The sequence below is a fragment of the Nonomuraea sp. NPDC023979 genome (genome assembly GCF_040639085.1).
Classification (GTDB): Bacteria; Actinomycetota; Actinomycetes; order Streptosporangiales; family Streptosporangiaceae; genus Nonomuraea; species Nonomuraea ceibae.
Window position 1 is genome coordinate 1 of sequence record NZ_JBEZZG010000004.1, and the last position, 16,824, is coordinate 16,824.

General features: G+C 69.6%; 15 protein-coding genes. 5 read left to right on the forward strand and 10 right to left on the reverse strand.

The features are described 5' to 3' along the window. The first annotated feature begins 141 nt into the window (after nucleotides 1-141). A complete protein-coding gene (locus tag AB0G11_RS09275; RefSeq protein ID WP_357584968.1) occupies nucleotides 142-1,770 on the forward strand; it encodes an aromatic amino acid ammonia-lyase in 1,629 nt (542 codons plus the stop codon). A 109-nt stretch (nucleotides 1,771-1,879) separates the two neighbouring features. Here AB0G11_RS09275 and AB0G11_RS09280 read toward each other — a convergent pair whose 3' ends face one another. The 3 genes from AB0G11_RS09280 to AB0G11_RS09290 form a co-directional block, all read right to left on the reverse strand. Beyond that, nucleotides 1,880-2,392 carry a nitroreductase family protein gene (locus AB0G11_RS09280; protein ID WP_357584970.1) on the reverse strand — a complete coding sequence of 171 codons (513 nt, stop codon included), beginning with the start codon at nucleotides 2,390-2,392 and terminating at the stop codon, nucleotides 1,880-1,882. A gap of 84 nt (nucleotides 2,393-2,476) precedes the next feature. Next, on the reverse strand, nucleotides 2,477-2,917 hold the full coding sequence (locus tag AB0G11_RS09285) for a DUF6196 family protein (RefSeq protein WP_357584972.1): 441 nt from the start codon (nucleotides 2,915-2,917) through the stop codon (nucleotides 2,477-2,479). A 379-nt stretch (nucleotides 2,918-3,296) separates the two neighbouring features. After that, a complete protein-coding gene (locus AB0G11_RS09290) occupies nucleotides 3,297-4,178 on the reverse strand; it encodes a LysR family transcriptional regulator (RefSeq protein WP_357584974.1) in 882 nt (293 codons plus the stop codon). A 91-nt stretch (nucleotides 4,179-4,269) separates the two neighbouring features. Between AB0G11_RS09290 and AB0G11_RS09295 the strand changes: the two genes are divergently transcribed. Then, on the forward strand, nucleotides 4,270-5,292 hold the full coding sequence (locus tag AB0G11_RS09295; RefSeq protein ID WP_357584976.1) for a nitrilase family protein: 1,023 nt from the start codon (nucleotides 4,270-4,272) through the stop codon (nucleotides 5,290-5,292). Between the two features lie 138 nt (nucleotides 5,293-5,430). Here the strand turns inward: AB0G11_RS09295 and AB0G11_RS09300 are convergent, their stop codons facing one another. The 3 genes from AB0G11_RS09300 to AB0G11_RS09310 form a co-directional block, all read right to left on the reverse strand. Continuing rightward, nucleotides 5,431-5,916, reverse strand: coding sequence for a pyridoxamine 5'-phosphate oxidase family protein (locus AB0G11_RS09300; RefSeq protein ID WP_219510519.1), 486 nt, complete (start codon nucleotides 5,914-5,916; stop codon nucleotides 5,431-5,433). 148 nt (nucleotides 5,917-6,064) lie between these two features. Further along, the gene (locus AB0G11_RS09305) at nucleotides 6,065-6,526 is read right to left on the reverse strand and encodes a nitroreductase/quinone reductase family protein (RefSeq protein ID WP_357584978.1); all 462 of its coding nucleotides are present in this window, start codon (nucleotides 6,524-6,526) and stop codon (nucleotides 6,065-6,067) included. A 176-nt stretch (nucleotides 6,527-6,702) separates the two neighbouring features. Next, nucleotides 6,703-7,464, reverse strand: a complete 762-nt coding sequence (locus AB0G11_RS09310; protein ID WP_219510521.1) for an SDR family oxidoreductase — start codon at nucleotides 7,462-7,464, stop codon at nucleotides 6,703-6,705. Nucleotides 7,465-7,608: 144 nt separating this feature from the next. Here AB0G11_RS09310 and AB0G11_RS09315 point away from each other — a divergent pair, with 144 nt between their 5' ends. Beyond that, nucleotides 7,609-10,914 (forward strand): BTAD domain-containing putative transcriptional regulator, encoded by a 3,306-nt coding sequence (locus AB0G11_RS09315; RefSeq protein WP_357584979.1) that lies wholly within the window; start codon nucleotides 7,609-7,611, stop codon nucleotides 10,912-10,914. A 342-nt stretch (nucleotides 10,915-11,256) separates the two neighbouring features. Here AB0G11_RS09315 and AB0G11_RS09320 read toward each other — a convergent pair whose 3' ends face one another. Both AB0G11_RS09320 and AB0G11_RS09325 read right to left on the reverse strand, forming a co-directional pair. Then, nucleotides 11,257-12,129, reverse strand: coding sequence for an oxidoreductase (locus tag AB0G11_RS09320; RefSeq protein WP_357584981.1), 873 nt, complete (start codon nucleotides 12,127-12,129; stop codon nucleotides 11,257-11,259). A 70-nt stretch (nucleotides 12,130-12,199) separates the two neighbouring features. Then, nucleotides 12,200-12,952: an alpha/beta hydrolase gene (locus tag AB0G11_RS09325; RefSeq protein ID WP_357584983.1), complete on the reverse strand. Its 753-nt coding sequence runs from the start codon at nucleotides 12,950-12,952 to the stop codon at nucleotides 12,200-12,202. Nucleotides 12,953-13,047: 95 nt separating this feature from the next. Between AB0G11_RS09325 and AB0G11_RS09330 the strand changes: the two genes are divergently transcribed. Next, a complete protein-coding gene (locus AB0G11_RS09330) occupies nucleotides 13,048-13,971 on the forward strand; it encodes a LysR family transcriptional regulator (RefSeq protein WP_219510526.1) in 924 nt (307 codons plus the stop codon). 279 nt (nucleotides 13,972-14,250) lie between these two features. On the opposite strand, the gene AB0G11_RS09335 is transcribed toward AB0G11_RS09330, so the two are convergent. After that, nucleotides 14,251-14,997 carry a TetR/AcrR family transcriptional regulator gene (locus tag AB0G11_RS09335; protein ID WP_357584985.1) on the reverse strand — a complete coding sequence of 249 codons (747 nt, stop codon included), beginning with the start codon at nucleotides 14,995-14,997 and terminating at the stop codon, nucleotides 14,251-14,253. 110 nt (nucleotides 14,998-15,107) lie between these two features. On the opposite strand from AB0G11_RS09335, the gene AB0G11_RS09340 reads away from it, so the two are divergent. Further along, on the forward strand, nucleotides 15,108-16,184 hold the full coding sequence (locus AB0G11_RS09340) for an alpha/beta hydrolase (protein ID WP_357584987.1): 1,077 nt from the start codon (nucleotides 15,108-15,110) through the stop codon (nucleotides 16,182-16,184). Nucleotides 16,185-16,302: 118 nt separating this feature from the next. On the opposite strand, the gene AB0G11_RS09345 is transcribed toward AB0G11_RS09340, so the two are convergent. Further along, nucleotides 16,303-16,590 (reverse strand): hypothetical protein, encoded by a 288-nt coding sequence (locus AB0G11_RS09345; RefSeq protein WP_357584989.1) that lies wholly within the window; start codon nucleotides 16,588-16,590, stop codon nucleotides 16,303-16,305. Nucleotides 16,591-16,824: the final 234 nt, after the last annotated feature.

Genomic DNA, 16,824 nt, shown 5'->3' on the forward strand with positions numbered 1-16,824 from the left:
CCTTCGCAAGCTACGGTGTTGCCCTCTTCTCGCAGGTCAGCTCGTCAAAGCCATCCTCGTTCTTCAACTCCGTGAAGCAGGATGAAAAGCGTTCACTGTTGATCTGGACTCGTGTAAGAAGAGCTGGCACATTGGTCAAGCATGACGATCATGATCGATGGAGAGAGCCTGACCGCGCCCGAGGTCGTACGGGTGGCCCGCCGCGACGAGCATGCCCCTGGCGAGGAGGTTGCGCTGGCATCGGCAGCGCGGGAGCGGCTGAGCCGGGCTCGGGCCTACATCGAAGCGCACTGGATGCATGATGAGGCACCGTTGATGTACGGCTTCAACACGGGAGTCGGGCTGTTCAAGGATCGACGGGTGCCGGTTGCCGAAATGGAGCTCTACCAGCACCAGCTGATCAAGGCGCATGCGGTCGGTGTCGGGGAACCCTATGAGGAGGATGTGGTCCGGGCCACCATGCTGTTACGGGCGAACGCCTTCGCGGCCGGTTTCTCCGGGCCCACCGTCGCTGTCGTCGACCGGCTGCTGGACTTTGTCAACCGGAACCTGCACCCGGTGATCCCGTGCAAGGGTTCGGTGGGTGCGTCCGGAGATCTTGCGCCGTTGGCGTACATGGCTGCTGCCCTCAGCGGCTTTCACGAGGCGCGGATCGAATACCAGGGCGAGTCGCTGTCCGCGCGGGAGGCGATCGCCGCCGCCGGGCTCGCTGTGGACATGAGGCTGGGCGCCAAGGACGCCGCGGCCCTGCTCAACGGCTGCACCGTCTCGCTGGCTCTGGGGGTGTTGGCCGCACACGATGCACGATCTGTTGTGCAGGCTGCCGACATCGCCCTGGCCATGAGTCTGGAGGCGATGCGTGGTGAGCTGGCGGCCTTTCAGCCACCGGTGCACCAGGCCAGGCCGCATCCGGGTCAGCAGCGCACCGCCCGCAACGTGCTCAGGATGGCAGGCGATTCGCGACGCTGCTCACCGTCGGCGCGGCAGGTGGTCTTTCCGGATGAGAATCGGGCGGAGGGTCAAGCGGCGCCGCCGCGAATTCAGGACGTCTATTCGTTCCGGTGTGCTCCGCAGGTGCACGGGCCCGTACGTGATGCGCTCGACTATGCCGATCGGGTTCTGGGCGTCGAGATCAACTCGGCGACCGACAACCCGCTGATGTTCGCTAGCGGTGATGACTACCAGGTCATCTCGGGGGGCAACTTTCACGGGCAGTCGCTGGCCCAGGTCATGGACCTCATGGCCATTGCCCTGACGGATCTCGGGTCCATCAGTGAGCGTCGCCTTGCCCGCCTCATCGAACCCACCATGAGCTATGGCCTGCCACGCAACCTCAACGCCGGACTCCCAGGCGTCAACACCGGCTATGCGGCCATGCAATGCTCCATGTCCGCCCTGGTGATGGAGAACCGCACGCTGGCCACGCCCGGCTCGATCGATTCCATTCCTGGTAAGGGCAACGCGGAAGACCACGTCTCCAACTCCACCTGGTGCGCCAGAAAAACCCGCACCATCGTGGCCAACGTCGAACAGATCGTCGCCGTCGAGATGCTGATGGCCGCCCAGGCACTGTCACTGGTCGAACCGCAGGCCGCCGCATTCCCCCTCGGCACGGGAACCCAGGCCGCGCTGAAGGTGATCCGCGCCGCCATCCCGCCGGCCCTCCACGGTGACCGATGGTTCGAGACGGAGATGGCGACCGCCCTCGACCTCCTACGATCCGGCACCATCTCCAAGGCCGTCCAAGCGGCTGTCGGGCCACTGGAATGATCAACCGCAGCACCGTTGCCCGGCCGCCGTACAGCGATCGTTGTCCTGGGTTGTTGATCCCTTCTTGCAGCGCAGAAAGATGGGATCTTGTCAGGCACATGAGGCCGGCTCAGCCGGTCGGATCAGTGATCTCAGTCACGAGTGCGGCCAGGGGCAGGCGGCCGGTGGGGATGGCGGACTTGCCGGTCGGGGCAGGGGCTGGGTGGCCCAGGCATACAGCGGTACGCACTCGCCAGGGCGGTGTGAGCCGGCAGATCCGGCCGGCCAGGTCGGCGTTGGTGGCGGGGAAGAACGATACGGGGCAGCTCCCCAGGCCCTGCAGGTGGGCGGCGAGCATCATGTTCTGCGCGGCGCGGCCCGCGTCGAACTGGGCGTCCTCACCGCCGGCGTCCTCGTCGACGGCCAGGGCGATCACGACCGGCGCCGTGGCGAGGTGCGCGGCGTAGGCGCCCAGGCCCGAAAGCCGGCGGCGGACTGCACCGCTGCGTACGACCACGAACCTCCACGGCTGCCGGTTACGGGCCGAGCCGGCCCAGCGGCCGGCTTCCAGCACCTGGCGCAGTTCCTCGTCGCTGACGGGTGCCGTGGTGAACCACCGGCTCGCCCGCAGGGACGTCAGCATCGACACATCGGAGTGGGGCGGCACATCCATCACGGTCCTGAACGCGGGCGGACGGGACATCCGGGGGCCGGTGCCGCTGGTTGATCAACCCTGGGCAAGGCGCATCGCCCGAACGATCACTACGGCCTCCGCCAGGAGGTCGACCGGGCAGCCCCAGTAGTCATAGATGCCGCCCCGAGCTCGGTTGCTGCCGCAGATGACGAACACACCGGTCCCCAACTCGGCTTTGAGGTGGCCGGCCAGCCAGCCGACGAAGCCGCTGTTGTCGAGTTCGGCCGGGAAATGGAAGGAGAAGATCCCGAAGTGCTCGACGTCTGCGACTCCGGGGCGCAGCGGGACCAGCCGGCTCCAGCTCTCGCTGTCACGCACCACGGCCAAGGTGTCAGCGGTGAGTGCCGGCGGGCGGTCGGCGGGGAACTCCTCGAAGCACCACACACCATCGTGCACGGTGAGATCCGCCATCGTGATCACGCGGCGGAGGCGCTCATGAGTCTGTTCCGGAGTCTCCCTGCTGACGCTGACCATGGAACGAGACCTCCGATTCGTTTACCGTGACCCGACTCGATCAGCGGACGCACGCGATCCTCCCACGTCCCGCCGGACGTGACGCCCCCGGCTCAGGCAGGGTTGGTAACCCGGGTCGCCTCGCCGCCCAAAGGCGTCCGGAGGCAGATCCTGCTCTTCGGGCTGAGAGGCAAGTATGAGCTGAGGCAGAGGTCTGATGGCCACGGTCCTGGCCGGAACGGCCGGTGTCACGGCTGTTCAGAGGCCGTCCCTCCGCACACGGAGAGCGCCGCGCGAGAAGGAGCCACGAGCCGGGGCCGGGCAGGCAGGCGCGCTACAGCGTGCAGCGTCGCGGCGGCCATCTTTCGTCATCCATCTGACGCGTGGCCACACCTGCGTCTCATCGAGCCGAGCCATCGCGGACGAGGTCGAGAAAGCTCGCGACCAACGGCGGAAGATGACCGGGATTCCAGACCGCGGCGATGCGCCACTCCGCTGCCGGATGCCGGAGCGGCGTGATCATGATCGGCGAGGGAGCGATGCGGGCGGCGCTCGCCGGGACGAACGCGGCGTCGCTCCCGGCAGCCACGAGCGCCAGCACGGTCTGCAGGTCATGCGCCTCCTGGACGATGCTGGGCCGGGCCCCGACGGCGGTGCAGAAGCGGTTGATCTGACGTGCCAGTCCTGGGCCTCTGGCTGTCACCAACTGGACGAAATCCCGGCGATCCACCCAGCGTGAGATGTCTGCCGGGTCAGGCGGAGGGGGATCTCCATGATCGGCCGAGGCGAGCGCAAGGCGGTCGGTCCCCAGGATCAGCCGCCCCCAGCCGTCCTCGTCGGGAAGGCGGACGAAGCCGACGTCCAGTTCGTCAGCGCGAAGCCTGTCGAGCTGCTCCTGGGAGGACATGTCCTCCAGCGTGACGTACGCGTCGGGACGGCTGCGCCGGAAGGCCGCCACCAGGCGCGGAGTCAGGTCGATGCTGGAGAGCCCGAAGCCGACCGACAGTCTGCCGATCTCGCCGCCGGCCATCCTGGCCATCCGCACGGCCAAGGCGTCGGCCCGTCGCACCAGATCCTGCGCCTCCGGCAGCAGGGCCGCTCCCAGCTCGGTCGGTGTGGCGCCGTGGCGCCCGCGGTGGAACAACCGGCCCCCGACCTGTGCCTCCAGGGACTGGATCTGCTTCGTCAGCGTGGGCTGCGTCACCAGGAGCAGCCGGGCGGCGCGCCCGTAGTTGCGCTGCTCGGCCACGGTGAGAAAGGCGCGGAGCAGACCGATGTCCATTCGTTCATCCTATGGAACGCCATAAAACATTCATTGGACGCATCGGAGTCTCGTGCGATGTCCTGGTGTCCTGAACGGGTGACGGGAGGCCATGATGAAGCAGCCACGCCAGGCGAACGGCGACGGGTTGAGATGCGCGAGCGTGCAGTTCGAGCACCGGCCGGATGACAAGGCCTACAACCTGGGCCGGGTCGAACACTACGTGCGGGAGGCCGTCGGCGGTGGGGCGCACCTCGTCGCCTTTCCGGAGATGTGCTTGCTGGGCTACTGGCACCTGCGCCGGCATTCGGCCGAGCGGCTGCGCGAGCTGGCCGAGCCGTTGACGGGGCCATCCGTCGGCCGCGTACGCGATCTGGCGGTGGAGCGCGGTGTGGCTGTGGGTGTGGGGTTCCTGGAGGCCGGCGAGCAGGGGCGGCTGTTCAACAGCTATGCCGTATGCCTGCCGGACGGGCAGGTCCACCGGCACCGCAAGCTGCACGCCTTCGAACACGAGGCGATCAGCAGCGGCGATGCCTACACCGTCTTCGACACTCCGTGGGGCGTACGCGCGGGCATCCTGATCTGCTGGGACAACAACCTGGTCGAGAACGTACGGGCGACCGCACTGATGGGCGCCTCCGTGCTCATCGCGCCGCACCAGACCGGCGGCACCGCCTCCCGCAGCCCACATGGCATGCGCCCCATCCCTGCGAAGCTCTGGCACCGCAGGCACCACGACCCCGAAGCGATCGAAGCGGAGCTGCGCGGACCGAACGGACGCGAGTGGCTGATGCGCTGGCTGCCCGCCCGGGCCCACGACAACGGCCTGTTCGTCGTGTTCAGCAATGGTGTCGGGGAGGACGATGACGAGATCCGCACCGGCAACGCGATGATCCTCGACCCCTATGGCCGCGTCCTCGCCGAGACCTGGGCCGCCGCTGATGCCATGGTCGCTGCCGACCTCGACCTGAGCCTGCTGCCCTTGTCCACCGGACGACGCTGGCTGCAGGGCCGGCGTCCCGAACTGTACGACATCCTCACCCGCCGGTTCGGCGACGAGCGCGATCCGCGCACCGCGCGCTTCGCCGCCGATCCAGTGCCCATCCTCCGCGTCCCGCGATCTGACCGGAGCTGATCGGCCACCGCTCAGCGAAGCCCGTGACGGCGTCCTGGACCTGCGGTCGGGCGCCCCATGACGAGGAGCTTGATCATGTCATGGGGGAGGACTGACGACGAGCCCGACCGGGGCGGCTCGGTGGTGTCTTCAGGTCGTTCAGCGTTTCCCTGGCGCGTACCAGAGTCTGCCGGGCAGGTTGCCGCGTCTGATCACTTGCACGCGCCACGGCTCCAGCCGCAGGACGTGCAGCTTCGGGTCTTCCGGGTCGCGCCAGAAGTTGCCCAGGTTGTAGCCCGCCCCCTGGGGGCTCGTACGCCGGTAAAGGTCCCAGACGTGGCGCTTGGTCTCCAGGTCGTCGACCCAGGTGGCGACGGTGTCGATGCTCACCGCGTTCTGCCGCGGCGTCCAGTAGGAGAACGTGCTGTGCGGGTTGCCCGCCAGGTGGGCGGCCTTGACAGGTGTCTTGTAGGTGGCGAGCCAGCCCAGTGGCAGGCCGTCGACGCTCTCCCAGACGGGGATCAGCACCCGTGCACGGGGTCGTCCCTTCTGGTCGACCGTCGTCATGGTCGCATACACGATGTCGCCGATGTAGGTGTCGAACTCATCCTTGATCTCGTCGAACGACGCCACGTGGTTGGTCATCGTCGTCTCCTTGCTGCTCGAACGATTGCGGGGGCGGATCCTTGGGCCGGTTCGGGACGCGACGGGGGTGCGCAGGCGGAAGGCCATGACGACCGTCCTGGCCATGGGGTCGGGAGATCCGTCCGCACTGAGTCACGTCCGTGGGTTCCTACAGTGGGTGTGGATCTGTCTGCCTTGGTCTGATGGGTTCCAGGACGACCACGGGGATCTTCCTACGGCTCCTGGCCTCGTAGGTCCGGTAGACCGGCGCGAGCTCGGCCATCATGCGCCAGAGCCGCTCCCGCTCCGGCCCTTCGGCGGTACGCGCCCTGGCGGTGAACCGCTCGCCGAGGATCTGCACGCCGACCTCCGGGTTGGCCACCACGTTGAGGTACCAACCGGGATGCGTGTGGGTGATGGCCGAGCCGGACGCCACCAGCACGTAGCGGCCGTCGTCCTCGCCGAAGAACAGTCCCGTGCGCAGCCACCGGCCCGACTTGCGTCCCTTGACGGTGAGGACGAGGTTGGTCACCCCTCCTTCCAGGTAGCCGTCGCGGCCGTCCGTGGCCAGATAGCGGCGCACGTGCTCGGCGACTGACGGGTCAGGGCTGTCCGCGGCGTCGTCCCACATCAGCGGCCTCCCTCGGTGCTGCCCTGGACGGGCCCGGCGCCGACCGCGGGCTCACGCCCGGCCGGATAGAAGGGGATTGTGAAGGTGTCGATATCGATGCTCATGGTCGTGACCTTTCTGTTCGCGGGCCGCCGTCCCGCCCGTGGGCGGGGCGGCGGCTGGTGGCGGGGGTCGGCTCAGTGGGCGCCGCTGAGGCCCTGAGCGAAGCCGCCGTCGACCGGGAGTTCGACATTGGTGGTGAAGGTCGCGTCGGCGGCCAGGAAGAGTGCGGCGGCGGCGACCTCCTCGACGGTGCCGTTGCGCTTGAGCGGAGTGGTCTGGCTGCCCTGCAGCTCGAACTCACGGCGTTCCTCCTCGCTCAGCCCGGCGACGCCCATGGTGGGGGTCTTGATGTAGCCGGGGGCGACGGAGTTGACGCGGATCTTGCGGGGCAGGAGCTCGGCCGCCAGGACGTGGGAGACCGCGCGTACCGCTTCCTTGGAGCCGGAGTAGGCGCTCAGCCCGGGGAAGATCAGGTCGTTGGCGACGGTGGTGAAGACGATCGCCCCGCCGTCGTTGATCAGCGGTGACAGGCTCTGCACGGTGAAGAAGGCGCCCTTGGCGTTGACGGCGAAGTGCCGGTCCCAGGAGTCCTCGGTGACCTCCTCCAGCGTCTGCACCTCGGCGATGCCGTGGTTGACGAAGAGGTAGTCGATGCGGCCGAGCTTGTCCCGCACGGTGTCGCCGAGCGCGCGGATGTCGGCCATGCTGGCCGCGTCGGAGCGCACGACGTGCGCGGAGTCCGGCTTGAGCTCGGTGCGCGCCTGCTCGATCTTCGTCTCGTTGCGGCCCGTGAGGACGACCTCGGCGCCGCCCTCCAGGAGCGCCTGGACGATGGCCAGGCCCATTCCGTGAGTGCCGCCCGTGACGACGGCCTTCTTGCCTGCGAACCTGCTCATGGTGACTCCCTGGTCAAACGTTCGGGTGGGTGCCGGTCCGACCGGCACACCAGAGCGTGCGGGACCGGGCTCGCGGTTTTCTCTCGGTCCGCTTGCGGTGGGCTGACAGGCCAGGCAGGGGCGACGTGGCCGTACGGTGAGTCCATGCGTTTCGGGGTGCTGGGCCCGCTCGCCGTCTGGTCGGCGGACGGCGAACTCGTGGTGGTGCCCGAGTCGAAGGTGCGCGCACTGCTCGCGGCGTTGCTGACGTCCTGGGGGCAGGTGGTCTCCGCCGACCGGCTCGTGGACGAACTGTGGGGGGACGCGGCGCCGGCGAATCCCACAGGCGCCCTGCAGACCCTGGTGTCGCGGTTGCGGCGGGCACTCGGCCGGTCCGGGAAACAGGAGCTGGTGCTACGCCGGGGACCCGGCTACGTCCTCGACGTGGCGGACGACGCGGTGGACGCGGGCCGGTTCAGCGCGCTCACCACGCGCGCCCGTGCCATCGCCGACCCCCGCGAGCGTGCCGGGCTTCTCACCGAGGCGCTGGCACTGTGGCGCGGTCCCGCCTTCGCGGACTTCATCGACGAAGACTTCACGCGCGCAGCCGTCACACGCCTGGAGGAGCAGCGCCTGCTGGCCCTGGAGGAGCAGGCCGAGGCCCGCCTCGAACTGGGCGAGCACAGCCTTCTCGCCGGGGAACTCGGCGACCTGACCGCCCGCCACCCACTGCGGGAGCGGCTGCGCGCGGCACACATGCGCGCCCTGTACGGCGCGGGCCGGGCCAGCGAGGCCCTGGACAGCTACCAGGATCTACGCCGCCGGCTGGAGGAGGAGCTGGGCCTTGAGCCGGGCCCCGAACTGGCCGCCCTGCAGCAGGAGGTCCTGCGACAGGACCCGGCTCTGCGGGCCGTCCCGCCACCCGCGCCCGCACCGCGCCGCCACAACAACCTGCCCACCCCGGCCACCGGTCTGATCGGACGGTCGAAGCCCGTGGAGCGGATCCGCGCCCTGATCGCGGCAGGCCGCGTGGTGACGTTGACCGGCCCCGGCGGGGTCGGCAAGACCCGCCTGGCGGTAGAGGTGGCCTCCGGCCTGACCGATTCGTACGCCGACGGCGTCTGGCTCGTGGAGCTCGCCTCGCAGGCCTTCTCCACCGGACCCGGCACCTCGGCCACGGAAGACGAACTGGCCGAGGTAGTGGCCACGACGCTGGGAATCCGGGACGACGCCCATCCTGGCCCCCTGCCGGGCAGGCGGCCGCACACGCTGCTCGACCGGCTGTCCGACGCGCTCCGCTCCCAGCGCCTGCTGCTGGTCCTGGACAACTGCGAGCACGTCATCGAGGCCGCCGCCGACCTGGTCCAGGCGCTGCTGCGCAACGCCCCGTACGTACGGATCCTGGCCACCAGCCAGGAGCCGCTGAGCGTTCCGGGAGAGTGGGTCTGGACAGTGCCCCCGCTCGATCTGCCCCCGCCCGACCTGCCCGGGAGCTCGGCCGGCCTGGCGGTGCTGCGCGCGTCGAGCGCGGTGCGGTTGTTCCTCGAGCGTGCCGCCGCAGCCTCCCCCGGCTTCGAGCTCACCGAGGACAACGCCCAGGCGATCGTCTCCATCTGCCGCCGGCTCGACGGGATTCCGCTGGCCCTGGAGCTGGCGTCCACCCGGGTACGAGTGCTCGGCGTGCATGAGCTGGCCAGGCGCCTGGACGACCGGTTCCGGCTGCTCACCGGCGGCCACCGGGGCGCCCCCGCGCGGCAGCAGACCTTGCGCGCGATGATCGACTGGAGCTGGGAACTGCTCACCGCGGCCGAGCAGGCGGTACTGCGCCGGCTCGCCGTCCACTCCGACGGCTGCACCCTGGAGGCCGCCGAGGCCGTATGCGCCGGCGCCGGCGTGAAGCCCGCGGAGGTCCTGGACCTGCTGACCCGCCTGGTCGACCGCTCCCTCGTGCTGGTCGCCCACGAGGCGGACGGCCCTCGGTACCGGCTGCTCGAATCGGTCTCGGCGTACCTCCTGGAGCGGCTGCGGGAATCCGAGCACGAGCGGGTGCGCCGCGCCCACGCGCACTACTACGCGGCGTTCGCCGAGCGGGCCGACCCCCTACTGCGCGGCGCCAACCAGCAGCACGGGCTGCGCCGCCTGGACGCCGAGACCGCCAACCTCCGCAGCGCCCTCGACAGCGCCGCCGCCGACGGCGACGCTCATCTGATGCGTCGGCTCGTCCACGCGATGACCTGGTACTGGTTCCTGCGCGGCCGTCTCAGCGAGGCCAACCGCTACCTCGCCCTGGCCCTCGCCCAGCCGCAGGATCCTCCCGGACCCGACGCGGGCACGCCGGACCCGGCGGAGGGCGCCACCGCCGATCGGGTGCCGGACCGGTCGGGCACCGTGGCCTGGCAGACCGGGATGAGCCTGCTTTCCGGCGCCCCCGACGGGCCGGCACGCCACAGCCGCGCCGTCCTGGAGGTGTACGAGGGCATCCGCGACCCGCACGAACGGACCAGGGCGGGCTGGCTGCTCGGCTTCGCGCTCACCCGGTTCGGAGAATTCGCGGTGGGCGAGGAACTGCTGAACCGGGTGCTGACCGGGTCTCGCGCGCTCGGCGACCGCTGGGCGCTCGCGGCCGGGCTCAGCGCCCGGGGGATGCAGACGTACGTGTGCGGCGATCTCAAGGCTTCCCGGCGCGAGGCCGAGGAGAGCCTCGCGCTCTTCCGCGAGATCGGCGACCGGTGGGGGCAGTCGCAGGCCATGGCCGTGCTCGGGCGGGTGGCGGAGATCGAGGGGGACTATCCGCAGGCCGGCCGCCTGCACCGGGAGGGACTGCAGATCACTGAGGACCTGGGACTGTGGACCGACGCCTCGATGCGCTGGTCCGAACTCGGCAGGATCTCCCTGTTGACCGGCGACCACGCCAGGGCGGAGGAGTTCCACGAGCGAGGCCGGCGTCTTGCCGTCGAGCAGGGGGACCAGCCGGCCGAGGAGTACGCCGAGATCGGGCTTGCCTTGGGGGCGCGTCGGCAGGGTCAGTTCGATCGGGCGGAGTCGTACCTGCGCCGCTGGCTGGAGTGGAACCGGCAGTTCGACGCGGAGTACGGTGCGGCGCTGATCCTGGCCGAGCTCGGCTTCATCGCGGAACTGCGCGGGGACACGGAGACGGCACGAGCGCTGCACCTGCAAGGGCTGGCCGCGGCCCGGGACACCGGCGATCCCCGGGCCGTCGCCCTGGCCCGGGAAGGGCTCGCCGGGGCGTGGGCCCTCGCCGGAGACCATGTGCGGGCCGCGCGCCTGCTGGGCGCCGCGGCCGCGGCCCGCGCCTCGGCGGGCGCCCCGCTGCCGGCGGCCGAGCGTGGCGACGTGGACCGGATCACCGCCGCGCTCAAGGCAGCGCTGGGAGAAGCAGGCTTCGAGGCCGCATTCGACCAGGGGCCGGCCCTGGGCCCGGACGCCGACGCGGAGGGGCTCGACGCGTGAGATGGATGACCCGCCAGGCAAGGGAGCCTACTGACCGCCGCCGCTCGAACCGTCACCTCCCTCGTGCTACCCGGCCGCCGCCACCTGCGGAGCCCCTCGCGCTGACGATGGCCGAGCAGGGCCCCTCCCAAGGCAGACACGCGAAAGCCGCTCGCGCCTGTACCGCTTCAGGCTCGTAGACCTGTTCTGAGCTGGTGTTTCTTGGGACCGGCTTGGCTGCTCGGTGGCGGCGATCTTGCCCGGACGGCGCCTGGAGGTCGTCATGGACGTCGTGGACAGCAGTTGCGGCGCTACAGCCCCGGAAGTCGTGAAGCCACGGCGCCAGTTGGTCAGACCGGCCGCTCAGGCGGTGGGCAGGGGAAACTTGACATGGGTGAGGAGTTCGGAAACCTCCCAGAGCTTTCGCGCGGTGTCATCGTCGAGGGCTTCACCGGACAGTTCTTCGAGGGCGGCGGGGCCGCGTACCCCGAACCGGCTGGGGCCGGAGAAGCTGGCGCCGGGGACGTTGCCGACGGTGGCCAGCAGGGTCGGCCGGGCCCCGCCTTCGGCGCTTTGGGCCAGGAGCCGCGTTCCCAGTGCGAGGGTGTGGTCAAGGATCCGCCGGCCGGTGGTCATGGTGAATCCGGTGGCTGCCCAGCCGGGATGCGCTGCCGTGGCCAGGATCGGTGAGCCGGCCCTGTCCAGGCGGCGCTGCAGCTCTCGGGTGAACAGCAGGTTGGCCAGCTTGGTCTGTCCGTAGGCGCCGAACGGCCGGTAGGGCCGTCGTTGCCACTGCAGGTCCTCGAAGTCGATGTGCGCGTTGCGGTAGTTGGTGGAGGACACGGTGATCACCCGCCTGGCGATCTGGCTCAGGAGCAGATTCGTCAGTGCGAAGTGTCCGAGATGGTTGACGCCGAGCTGGCTCTCGAAGCCGTCGGCGGTGTGCTGCAGGGTATGGGTCATGGAACCGGCGTTGTTGATCAGATAGTCGACGGGGCCGTCCACCGTGCGGGCGAACTCACGCACGGAGGCCAGCGACCCGAGGTCGAGCGGGCGTGACTCGGTGAGGCCGCCAATCTCGGCGGCGGCCGCGCGCCCGCGGGTCTGGTCGCGTACGGCGAGAATGACCCGGGCGCCCTTCGCCGCCAGCGCGCCAGCGGTGGCCTTGCCGATGCCGCTGCTGCCGCCGGTGATGATGACGGTCCGGCCGGTCTGATCGGGGATGTGCATGGTCATGAGGTGAGGGCGATCTTTCCGTGATCGGGTTGCGCGGTGGTCAAGATCAATGGTTTCCGGAGGTGCCGCTTCACAGGCTGTCCCAGAAGTCCGACAGCATGCGGGCGGACCGGGCCGGGTCCTGCAGCATCCACCAGTGACCGAGCCCGTCGAGGTCGACGGCACGGGCGCCGGCGCGCTGGGCGGCCCGGTGGCGGAGGGCAACGCTGCCGGCAGTGAGGTCGTCGGTGGCCACGGGAACCAGTCCGGGCCGGGCCGCTGCGGCTGCCAGATCGCGCCCGCGTTCGGCCAGCATGTTCTCGGGCACCGAGCGGTACAGCGACAGAATGGCTCTGCCCATCTCGGGGCCCTGCCCGAGCGCCACCTGGCCGGCCGCCGGCTCCGGGATGCCCCACGAGATCATGCGCGCCGTCCGTTCCGCGGCGTCTCCCGAGAAGGTGTCCTCGATGTGGCGTTCCCCGTCCCCCGGCGTCTGCCAGGTCTTTGCGATCTCATGCCACGTGAAGCCCGGTTCGTACCCGCCGATGGTGTCGCTGGTCCAGCTGCGCACCAGGTCGGGACGGGCCATCGCGACTTCCAGCACGTAACCGCCGCCGAAGTCGTGACCGACCAGGTCCACCGGGGTGCCGAGCCGCGACAGCTCGTCAATGAGCCAGTCCCGGTAGTCCAGGAAGGTGGCACCGAAGTCCGCAGGAAGTGCGGCGCCGAAGCCCGGAGGTGAGAGCCGGACGACGTCCTGCCGCCGGGGCTTCGGCAGCTTGCTGATCAGAGGGGTCCAGACCGCAGAGGTCACCGGGACGCCGTGGACAAAGACAATGGTCATGCCAGGTATGACACCACCGTGCCGGCGTAGGCGTCCAAGTCCTGTATTGCACCTCGTGATGCAAGAACTGCATAACGGGGGACTAGCCTGAGGACATGCTTCCCGATCTGGACCTACGACTGGTCCGGTACTTCACGGTCGTCGCCGAGCAGCTGAACTTCGCCCGAGCGGCCGAGGAACTGCGTGTCGCCCAGCCCTCCCTGAGCCGCCAGATCCAGCGCCTGGAGAACACTCTCGGCGTGCGTCTACTGGAACGCACCACCCAGGGCAGCCGCCTCACCGCCGCGGGCGCGGCCTTCCTGCCCCAGGCACAGCAACTGCTGCACGGCGCCCAGCAGGCGGTCCGGACCGCCCGGGCCGCGGCGCCGGCGCGCACGATCACCATCGGGTACGCCGACGATCTCGTCATCACATCCGCCGTGCGCGACCTGCGCCATCGCTGTCCCGACGCCCACGTCCGCACTCGTCACCTCGGCTCACAGGACGCCTCCATGCTGCTGGAGCGGCAGGTCGACGTCCTGGTCACCCGCACGCCGCTGCCCATCCCGGCCGAGGAACTGGAGGTGACGGTCCTGTACTCCGAGGCCCGGGTCCTGCTCGTGCCCGCCTCGCACCGCCTCGCCGGGAAAGAGGCGGTCACGGCCGACGACATCGCCGCGGAACCACTCGTGGGCTGCACCGGGATGGGCGTCGCATGGACCACCTTCTGGCGGCTCGAACCCCGATCGGACAGCGAACCCGCCCCGGTGGGTCCTACCTTGGCCGAGACCTACGAGGACAAACTCGAGGCCATCGCCGACGGCACCGCCATCGCCATCGTCCCGGCCGGCGACCGGCGCCACACCCTGCGCCCCGGCCTGGTCACCGTTGCGCTCGACGGGATCGAGCCTTGCCAGATCGTCGTAGCCACCCGGACCGCAGACACGAACCCACTCGTCACGGAGTTCGTGCGATCCGCGAAGAATCTCCTGGCCGGTCCCATCACCAGCGTTGCGACTCCTTCCGCCCTTTCTGCGTAGCGTTGTCCTGACCGATGGGAGGGCCTCGGGCGGCTTTGATCGCCTGGCCGATCGTGACCGCGTTGATCCCGAGCAGGTCACACAGCACTTTCTGCGGGCGGATCGGCCCCCGGGGAGGATCGGACCGGATCTTGGCGCTGTAGGGACCAAGAGTCACGTCGATGAGCCCAAATCGCGTTGGTCTGCGCGAGTCCTTGCCGGTCGACTCGGGCCGCCGACGGATGCCGTCGTTCACCTACGTCGCAGCAGTGTCAGCAGGTCAGCGATCGTAGGGGTTCGCTAGGCACGGTCGATGAGCACCTGGACGCCGTCGAGGATGCGATCAAGGCCGAAGTCGAGGGGATCGAGCTCGGCGGAGGTGAATGCGCCGTCGGCGATCGCCTTGGTCAGGGCGGGGAAGCGATCGCTGTGGCGGTTGAGCAGCTCGCTGGTCAGGCGGCCCCATTCACGGTTGTGGTCCTCGTCGAAGTCGGCCCGTTGCTGGGCGAGGCTGCGTACCTGCCCGGCGACCAGGAGGAAGACCTGGTGGCGTTGGCCGGCGGTCAGGCCGGTCGGTTCCAGGGCGGCCAGTGCGGCGTCCATCCAGGCGAGCTGGTGGGGGCCCATGATCTGCCGGCGCATGGCGGTGGCGGCCAGCAGCCAGGGATGGGCCTGGTAGACCTCCCACTGGAGGTGGGCCCACGCGGAAAGCCGAGCTCGCCAGCCGGAGCCGACGGCCGACAGGTCGGGAGGCTCGGCGAGGACGGCTTCGACCATCAACTCGACGAGTTCGGTCTTGCCGGGCACGTAGCGGTACAGGGCCATGGCCGAGACGCCAAATTCGGTGGCGACCTTGTTCATCGAGACGGTCTCCAGCCCTTCGGCGTCGGCGAGGGTCACGGCGGCCTGGGCGATGCGCTGGGGGGTGAGGCTGGGCTTGGGGCCGCGGGCGGGTTGGTCCTGTTCGCCCCACAGCAGCGCGATGCCTGTCGGCAGGTCGCGCGCCTTCTTGTCCTTGTTCTCGCGCGGCTTGGCTGCCCTGGCCATGGTCGCTCCCCTTGGTGAGGTCGTTCGCGGACGTCGGTTGACACCCTCCCGCAACTGTATATAGCGTAAACGCACTTGTTATCACCATAAACAGTTTAAGGAAGTAACAGATGCTGGGCATCGCTATCGCCGCAACCGCTGCCATCGCCGTACCCGCCGCCGGCCTGCTCGGCTACCGCCGGCTCAGGCGCACCGCCCACGCCGAACGGCTACGCATCACCAGCCCGTACGGCATCGAGGAATCCGGGTTCGTCCGCATCGGCGGCATCGACCAGTGGATCACCATCCGCGGCGAAGACCACCGCAACCCGGTGATCCTGGAACTCCACGGCGGCCCCGGCGCCACCAACCTGATCTTCGCCTCGCGCACCCGCGTCTGGGAGCGGCACTTCACCATCGTGCGGTGGGACATGCGCGGCGCAGGCAAGACCTTCGCTCGCGGCGGCCCCGACGGACAGGGCGACCTGAGCCTGCGGCGACTCGAGTGCGACGCCCTGGAGGTCACCCACCACGTCCGTGCCCGGCTCGGCGTCGGCAAAGTCGTGCTGCTCGGCTGCTCCTTCGGCTCCTTCGTCGGGCTGCGCCTGGCCCGCAACCACCCGGAGCTGTACTCCGCCTATGTGGGCACCGACCAGAACATCAACGCCGGCGGCCGCGACCACACCGCCTACCGCGCGCTGCTGGACCGGCTTGGCACGGCCGGCAAGCGCAAGGAACTGGCCGCCGTCACCGCGATGGGCCCGGACAAGTCGGCCTGGCGCGTCGAGGACTGGTCACAGTACAACAAGCACACCGTCGGCTCCGACCCGCTCACCTTCGACACCATCAAGACCGTCGTGGTCGGCTCCCTGCTGTCCTCGCCCCTGCACTCCCTGCGCGAACTGCCCGCCTACACCAAGGCCATGAGCTTCTCCCAGCGCGTCACGCCCGAGTCCGCGACCATCGACGAATGGGCCGAAGGCACCACGTTCGCCATCCCGTTCTTCATCTTCCAGGGCGAGCGCGACGTGATCACCCCGCCCGAGCCGGTCCGGCGGTTCTTCAACGACGTCACCGCCCCGGTCAAGGACTTCGCCCTCATCCAGGACGCGAGCCACTTCGCCTCCTTCCGCCACCCCGACCAATTCCTCGACCTGATGCTCACCAAGGTCCGGCCCCTGCTCGCCGGCCAACCGATCCCCCGGTGAAGCGCCACACCCCTGACCATCACCAGCCCGTCGGCCCGGCCACTTGGACAACGTCGTACTACTTCGACTGCAGGCTGAACCCATTCGACGGCCGCGGCGAGCGCGGCGGCCTCCCCACTCAGGGCGAGACCGGACGGTCGGCCATCGCGGCCAGCCGGTCGATCGCCTGCTGCCTCGGCAGGTCGGCGCCCTCACGATAGGCCGCGCTATAGCCGTCCTCGCCAAGATGCCTGATCAGGGCACGGATCTCGGGGTCTCCATGATCGAGCGCCCCTTTGATCCTTTCGCTCATCCTCAGCGCGTGCGCCGCGCCCTTCGGATCACCCTCCAGCGCGAGCAGCCTGCCCAGCCACTCGCAGACGCTGGCGAGGTGACCGGGGTTGCCGTAGGCGAACGCGCCCCACACCGCCGAGGAAGCAGCTCGCGCGCCCGCGCGGTCTCGCCCTCGGCGAGCAGGAGGGACACTCGCTCACCCGCGATCAGCCCCCGGACGACCTCCTCTTGCATGGGCACCCGGTGAATGAGCGTCTGGAGCCGGTCCAATGTCTGATGGACCTGCTGGTACTCTCCGGAGCCGCGCAGGACCGCCGCCCTGCGCGGCAAGTCCTTCTGCTGGCAGCATGGGTTTCAGCGTCACCCG